The organism is Paraburkholderia nemoris (assembly GCF_905221015.1).
Lineage (GTDB): Bacteria > Pseudomonadota > Gammaproteobacteria > Burkholderiales > Burkholderiaceae > Paraburkholderia > Paraburkholderia nemoris.
On sequence record NZ_CAJNBO010000076.1, the window covers coordinates 1 to 5,584 of the forward strand.

The 5,584-nt window shown below is 57.9% G+C and carries 5 protein-coding genes; 2 read left to right on the forward strand and 3 right to left on the reverse strand.

Features of this window, described 5'->3' with window-relative positions; genetic code table 11:
- Positions 1–393 precede the first annotated feature (393 nt).
- A complete protein-coding gene (locus tag KHO33_RS41420; protein WP_200568500.1) occupies positions 394–552 on the reverse strand; it encodes a hypothetical protein in 159 nt (52 codons plus the stop codon).
- A 192-nt stretch (positions 553–744) separates the two neighbouring features.
- Between KHO33_RS41420 and KHO33_RS41425 the strand changes: the two genes are divergently transcribed.
- Together KHO33_RS41425 and KHO33_RS41430 are read left to right on the forward strand one after the other, a co-directional pair.
- The gene (locus KHO33_RS41425; protein ID WP_200568501.1) at positions 745–1,452 is read left to right on the forward strand and encodes a hypothetical protein; all 708 of its coding nucleotides are present in this window, start codon (positions 745–747) and stop codon (positions 1,450–1,452) included.
- 37 nt (positions 1,453–1,489) lie between these two features.
- Positions 1,490–2,347, forward strand: coding sequence for a hypothetical protein (locus KHO33_RS41430; RefSeq protein WP_200568502.1), 858 nt, complete (start codon positions 1,490–1,492; stop codon positions 2,345–2,347).
- Between the two features lie 619 nt (positions 2,348–2,966).
- Here KHO33_RS41430 and KHO33_RS41435 read toward each other — a convergent pair.
- Positions 2,967–4,835, reverse strand: coding sequence for a family 16 glycosylhydrolase (locus KHO33_RS41435; protein ID WP_200568503.1), 1,869 nt, complete (start codon positions 4,833–4,835; stop codon positions 2,967–2,969).
- Positions 4,836–5,108: 273 nt separating this feature from the next.
- Positions 5,109–5,501 carry a hypothetical protein gene (locus tag KHO33_RS41440; RefSeq protein WP_200568504.1) on the reverse strand — a complete coding sequence of 131 codons (393 nt, stop codon included), beginning with the start codon at positions 5,499–5,501 and terminating at the stop codon, positions 5,109–5,111.
- Positions 5,502–5,584 lie beyond the last annotated feature (83 nt).

Below are 5,584 nucleotides of genomic sequence, written 5' to 3' on the forward strand. Positions count from 1 at the left end.
CTCATCCATTCCGCGCATCGCATCCGCTGCCAAAAATCATGAACACGATATCCATAACGCCCGTCCCTCAAACCCCGTTTACACGGGATCCAAATTCAACAGCCTGCTAGGTCTCCCAAGTGGCCGTGCCACGACCTGTTAGCCTATGCTTGTAGCGCGAACACCCGGTGCACATGACCGTGCAGGCGCATTTTTCTTGATGCCTATGTGCCAGGGCTGCATCGGGAAAGAAGAGCCCGTCGCGAGGACGGGCCAAGTGTTTCGAGGGCCGAGCGCTATGCAAATGCGCTCCCAAGTATGCTCGCTGCATTCTGGCGATAAGACAGCCGCTCAGCGCGCCTTTCTGTGCTTCGGTTGGTGAAACGTCGCGTAGGTCGCTCCGTCGGGTGCGCGTTAGCGTCGCTTCTCGTAGTGGTCGCCCGTGCGAGCGTTCTTGTAGTGGCCGCCTTTATGCGACGAGCCGTGGCCGCCGGCATAGTGGCCGCCGCGAGCCTCGGCGATGACCGGAATGATGAACGATGCGCATATCAGCGCGGCGATGATTCTCTTCATGAAGGATCCCCTTGTTGAGCGATCACGCCGTTGAGATTGGCGACACCATTGATGTCGGCAAATCGCCGTATAACTTGAGCGGTGAAACCTTGAACGCCGGGCGGGCAAGTGCGCTCGAACGATGGACGAATCCAAACGGTAGAATCCCGTGACACCGCCGAGTGTGGCGGAATAACGCTTGGAGATTTGTCAATGAATTGGAAAGCACCCGCATGGCTGGTCCCCTTTGGAGCGGCGTGCGCCGGGTTCTCGGTCGTCGCAGCGCTCTTTCGTAACGACGCTCTCCTTTGGCCCGGTCTGTGGATATTCGTTGCAACCCTTATTGCGTCGAATATCGAACGCATCGACCGGCTGAAAGCGAGCACGAGCGGCATCGAGTTCGAAGCTCGGCGCGCGGTCGAGGAAGCACGTGCGACAGTCGCCGAAATGCAACTCCTCGCAAAGCATCTGGCAAAAATCAGTCTTTCCTTCGTGAAAAGAAGCGCCAGAATCGGTGGATTCCCACCGGTGGAGGAGGAGCAAATCCGTGAGCGCACACTCCAACTTCTGCGATCGGCGCACGTCCCGGAGAGTGAATTTCCGGGCGTGTTGGAGGAGTGGCACAAGTGGGTGTTGAACGATTACGTGTTTGGCATTCTCGGTAACAGTATGGTGCCGGAAGGGCTGTCTGAGCCAGAGATCGGTCAATGGAAAGAATTCCGGCGTCGGGCGTTTGGCGAGAATCGCCCCGCTCCCGATGAACTCTGCGAATGGCTGGAAAGAAACGGTTACCTCGATCAGGAACGAAGCGACTACATCGAAGACTACCGGCACTATCTCGAACACAAGTCTCATCGTCGGCCCGAGGTATGGAACAAACACGTGGACTGGCCCCGTCTGCTCGGACCTCGCTCGCGCTGAGCTGACAGTTTAAGAAGCAGGATCGAGGAGAGTTTATATGCCGTTCAGATATCTCACGCCCGAGCAGACCAGAGACATTGCGCGACGGCGCATTGAGACCCTCGAACTGTGGCTGCGCAGATTTGTTGACGACGTACTCACGCAGGCTCTTGGGCCAGAGTACTTCTATACTGGCGCCCACGCTAATCAACAGATCGTCAAGAACGAGTTGCGTAGAAACGCAAGCCAGCGGCGGCAAGCCGAACCACATCGATACACGCGTGACATCGACGCACTGCTGTTGGACGATCTAATCGATCTTGTTTCGAAGCCAGACTTGTATCAATCGTTTTTTGAAGAAGGTTTTCGAAGTGCCTTTCCGCTGGGAAGCGTCGAACTACGGAGCGTCCTGAAGCGGCTTCTTCCGATTCGGAATGCCCTATCTCACGCTAATCCGATCACCCCTCATCAGGCTGAGCGAGCCGTGTGCTATTCAGATGACGTGATCCAGTCACTTAAGGAATTTTACGTGTCTCAAAACCGCTCACAGGAGTACAACGCGCCACGACTCGTTGAATTCTCAGATAGTCTCGGCAACCGAAAGACGCTTTCTCAGACACGCGGCCAAATTCACCTCGTCGACGGGCCTGCGCTTCGGCCAGGTGAAACGCTCATCATTGACGTCGAAGCTGACGCCAGTTTTCCTGAGGACGAGTACCGGATTGAATGGTCTGTCAACAACATCTCCGACGGCGAGAAATCGACCGGCACTCGATTCGTTTTAGAGATCGACGAAAAGCACGTTGGCGACCAAACAATGATCTCGGTTATGGTTATTTCGAATAGAAAGTGGCACCGACACCAGAACTTCGACTCGTTGCATGTAGTCGTGTACAAGGTGTTGCCTCCGATCTAATGAACAAGCCCCGCCGCGCTACGATTTTTTTGCGCTTCAGTTCGCAATCGTCGGTTTGGTACCGATCCATCCGCTCGGCGAAATCCAATAAGTCACTGCAACCTTCTTCCTGAGAAGCCTTGATTTCCCAAAGCGCGACTTGTACGAGCCGGAAACTCCGCTCTTGCTCGTCGCGAGTCAAGCGAAGACTGCGCTAGAGTTCTTCCACGCCGCCGCATGAAAGTTCCGCGAATAGCGCAACTTGTTGCGGTTCTCCATTGGAGCTGCAGCTCAATGCATGCAGTTTAGATACTCCATGCCATACCCATAGCTTTGCGGAATTCTAGGAGCGTATATACGCGTTCGCGGTGAGCGATGTCGTCGAAATCTGATCTCGATCGAGCGAGCGGCCGGACAGCACCGTAGAGCTGCCTTATGGGGCGCGTGAGGTGAACGACTGCAATGGCCGATGAACGGGCACAGGTAGCTGCATCCGCAACGACTCGAGTTCGGCCGAAACTGTCATTCGGAGGCGCTGCATGGAGCGGCTGTTAGCTGCGGTTGCAGTTCGACGGTCGCAAGCTCACGACGGGTCCTACGCTTATCGTCCCAACGCCACCTTGCAAATGCGCTATTGGAATTAAGCCCACACAGATACATTCTTGAAGGTTGCTTTTACTGGCAACGCATCGTGGTCGATCCGTCCGGCGAGCTCTTCGGAACGGGGAGCCCAAAGGTTTGCATGCAATCGCATGGGAAGATGCGGAACCGGAGTTGGATCCCAGCCTACACGCTCATGCACGATCCGGCCATCCACGGACCACGTGATACGGCCCGGACGCCAGTCGATCGCGTAGAGGTGGAAGTCCAAAGTGGCGTCGAAACCGAGGTTGATGCGGCATGGCGAACCGCGATAACCAAACCCTATTGTCGCCCCATCGTCACCTGGATTGAAGTAGACGTTGATCAGCATGCTTCGAGGATCGTGACCCGCCAGTTCCACATCGATCTCCTGTCGTGGTGCGTCTCGATGAAGGAAAAAGCCAGTAACGAGGCCGGAACCGCAAGCGGCTTTTATCTCTGCCTCGAAGCGACCGTACCTGAAGGATCGCGCGGACGCGAAGGCGCCGGAACGGTACAGCCTGCTTCCGGTGGCAATCTTGCTGATGATGAGATGCGCGCCGTCTTTATCATGCAAGAGACTGTCTTGCGAGAATGATGCCAGATTCCCCGGAAAGGTCTCCACGAGCCCAAGAAACGACGACATCGCCGTCGTCATTTCCGAGAAAACGAGGCGTTCGCCTGCGGGTAGCACAGGACGACCCGAGGGGGCTCTCGGCTGCCAACCACTCTGTGGCGGAAGGACCCATGGCGAATCGTCCAACGAACAGGGCTTCTGCGGAAGGGATGGAGCAATCCGGTGCATCGCGCCCGGCCGATCATCTCGGAAAACCCTTAAGTGTCGCGGAGTTCCGATAGGGAAAGCTTGAACGGGCTCGGCCAGGCCGAGAAGGGTGCAAAGCGGCTCCCACAATCGATTCTCCGGTCCATCGTGTGACAAAAAAGCGGTCCGTGAAGACGGTAGACATTCCTGCTCCATTTCGGACCGGGACACAGTGTTCACCTCCAGGAGAAATCTTACGTCCTTCCTTGCGATTGCGGCGCGTAGCGCGTCCGGTGTGAGCGGAGCGTCGACGACGGCGTCAAACACCTCGAAAAGATTCAAAAGGTCTTGTGGCCGAATCCCGTCTTCATCACCATCGAACACCCGGACCCGCAATCCAAGCATCGACAGAGCCATAGCTAGGCCTTCATGCTCGCCGCCGGCGGTCCACGCCAGCACCGGGCCTGCGCCCGTCCGACCAGGCGCCATCGGACCCGAGCCCGCATCGATGATCCCCGCTCGCGTCAGGTAAGGAAGCACGGAATAGGCGTTGTCGGAGGCGCTGTCCTGTCGCTGCAGAATCGCTGGTGAGGAAAGCGCAAGTGCGCCGAGTTCACTAAAGCGATAGTTTATCCACAGGTCGACGGGGCCAATTACTGGCATTGCTCGCAGGAGTGCCGCCGCCCCCTCGCGCGACAGCACATAGCCGGAGAGAAACCACAGTCCCCGCACCGGTCGGAAAAGAGCGTCGCAAAGGTCGACGCGTTCTGCCGTCCCTCCTGCGTCCGCGTAGGACAGGTACAGCAAACGCGGTCCGCCTTCAGCGCAACAGCGCCGAAGGGCGGCGCGCCAGCCGCGGGAAATGGCCGCCGCAGCGCCCCACTTGAACCACACGTCGTCCTCGAGCACAAGCACGTGATTATCGGACCCACTTGCAATGGTCTTCCAAACCTCCACGTGCGACCTCGCTACCGCTATCTCCTGCCGCGTCATTTTGATCGGCTCGTCGACAGCGAAGCAATCTTCCAGCCTTGCATCCGGCTGGACGTAAAGGTGGTCACCGATGCGGTACGTCGAGTCGACGTCGGCCGTCGCCGCGACGGCACGGCCGTCGCGAGCGTCCACTGCTGCGACTCGGCGCGCTATAGACGCTAGCGGAGCACCGTCGGACGTTCGGAACCGGCGGAGTTCGCGGATTACGCGCCGCCATCTACGCGGTTGCCGGTCGAGGTTCACGATCAGGATCAAGCCGATCATGTCCTTGCCAGTGCCAAAGGCAGAGATCTGGCCGCCGGGGAGAATGCTCGCTGTTGCGCGCAAGATCCGGAATGCGAACCTGCGCAGTGAGCCTGAGGCGTCCCGAAGGTTCATCGATTCTTCACATTCCAGTTCATGGCCTTAGCGGGAGCCCATGTTGCGCCAGTTGCGGGCGTCACCGCGGTAGGAGAGCTGCCAGCGAGTTTCCGCGATGGCCTCCCAGTCATGTAGCAGTTCAAAGTCGAAGGGAGTCCCGGCAATCATCAAATTGCGCGCATGTGCGGCTAAAGCGGCGGTGAAATTCCCGGGACCAGTTGTCGACTGGATCTCGGGGAAGCGATCCTCGCCGAGTAGCTTCTCGGTCGATCGAGCGAGCGCACGCTGTAGCACGGGGTGATCGGCCGGCGCGGCAATCGGATCGTTGTTGACGTAGAAGATGCGTCCATTTGTCGGCAGATCCCTTCGCCAGATCTCGGCCGCCGGCACCATCCCGCTGGACGGGATGTCCCGGACGGTCAGTTGAAACTCCCCCACTTATGGTCGCGCAAATTCCCCCACCCTGTGAAGCAGGACTAAGGGTTATTTAGCTGGTTTTCGATTTCCGTGCAAGCGTTTCA

Excerpts from the sequence above, each read along its gene's own strand:
- KHO33_RS41420 (WP_200568500.1), bottom strand. The coding sequence starts at position 552 with ATGAAGAGAATCATCGCCGCGCTGATATGCGCATCGTTCATCATTCCG.
- KHO33_RS41425 (WP_200568501.1), top strand. The coding sequence starts at position 745 with ATGAATTGGAAAGCACCCGCATGGCTGGTCCCCTTTGGAGCGGCGTGC.
- KHO33_RS41430 (WP_200568502.1), top strand. The coding sequence starts at position 1,490 with ATGCCGTTCAGATATCTCACGCCCGAGCAGACCAGAGACATTGCGCGA.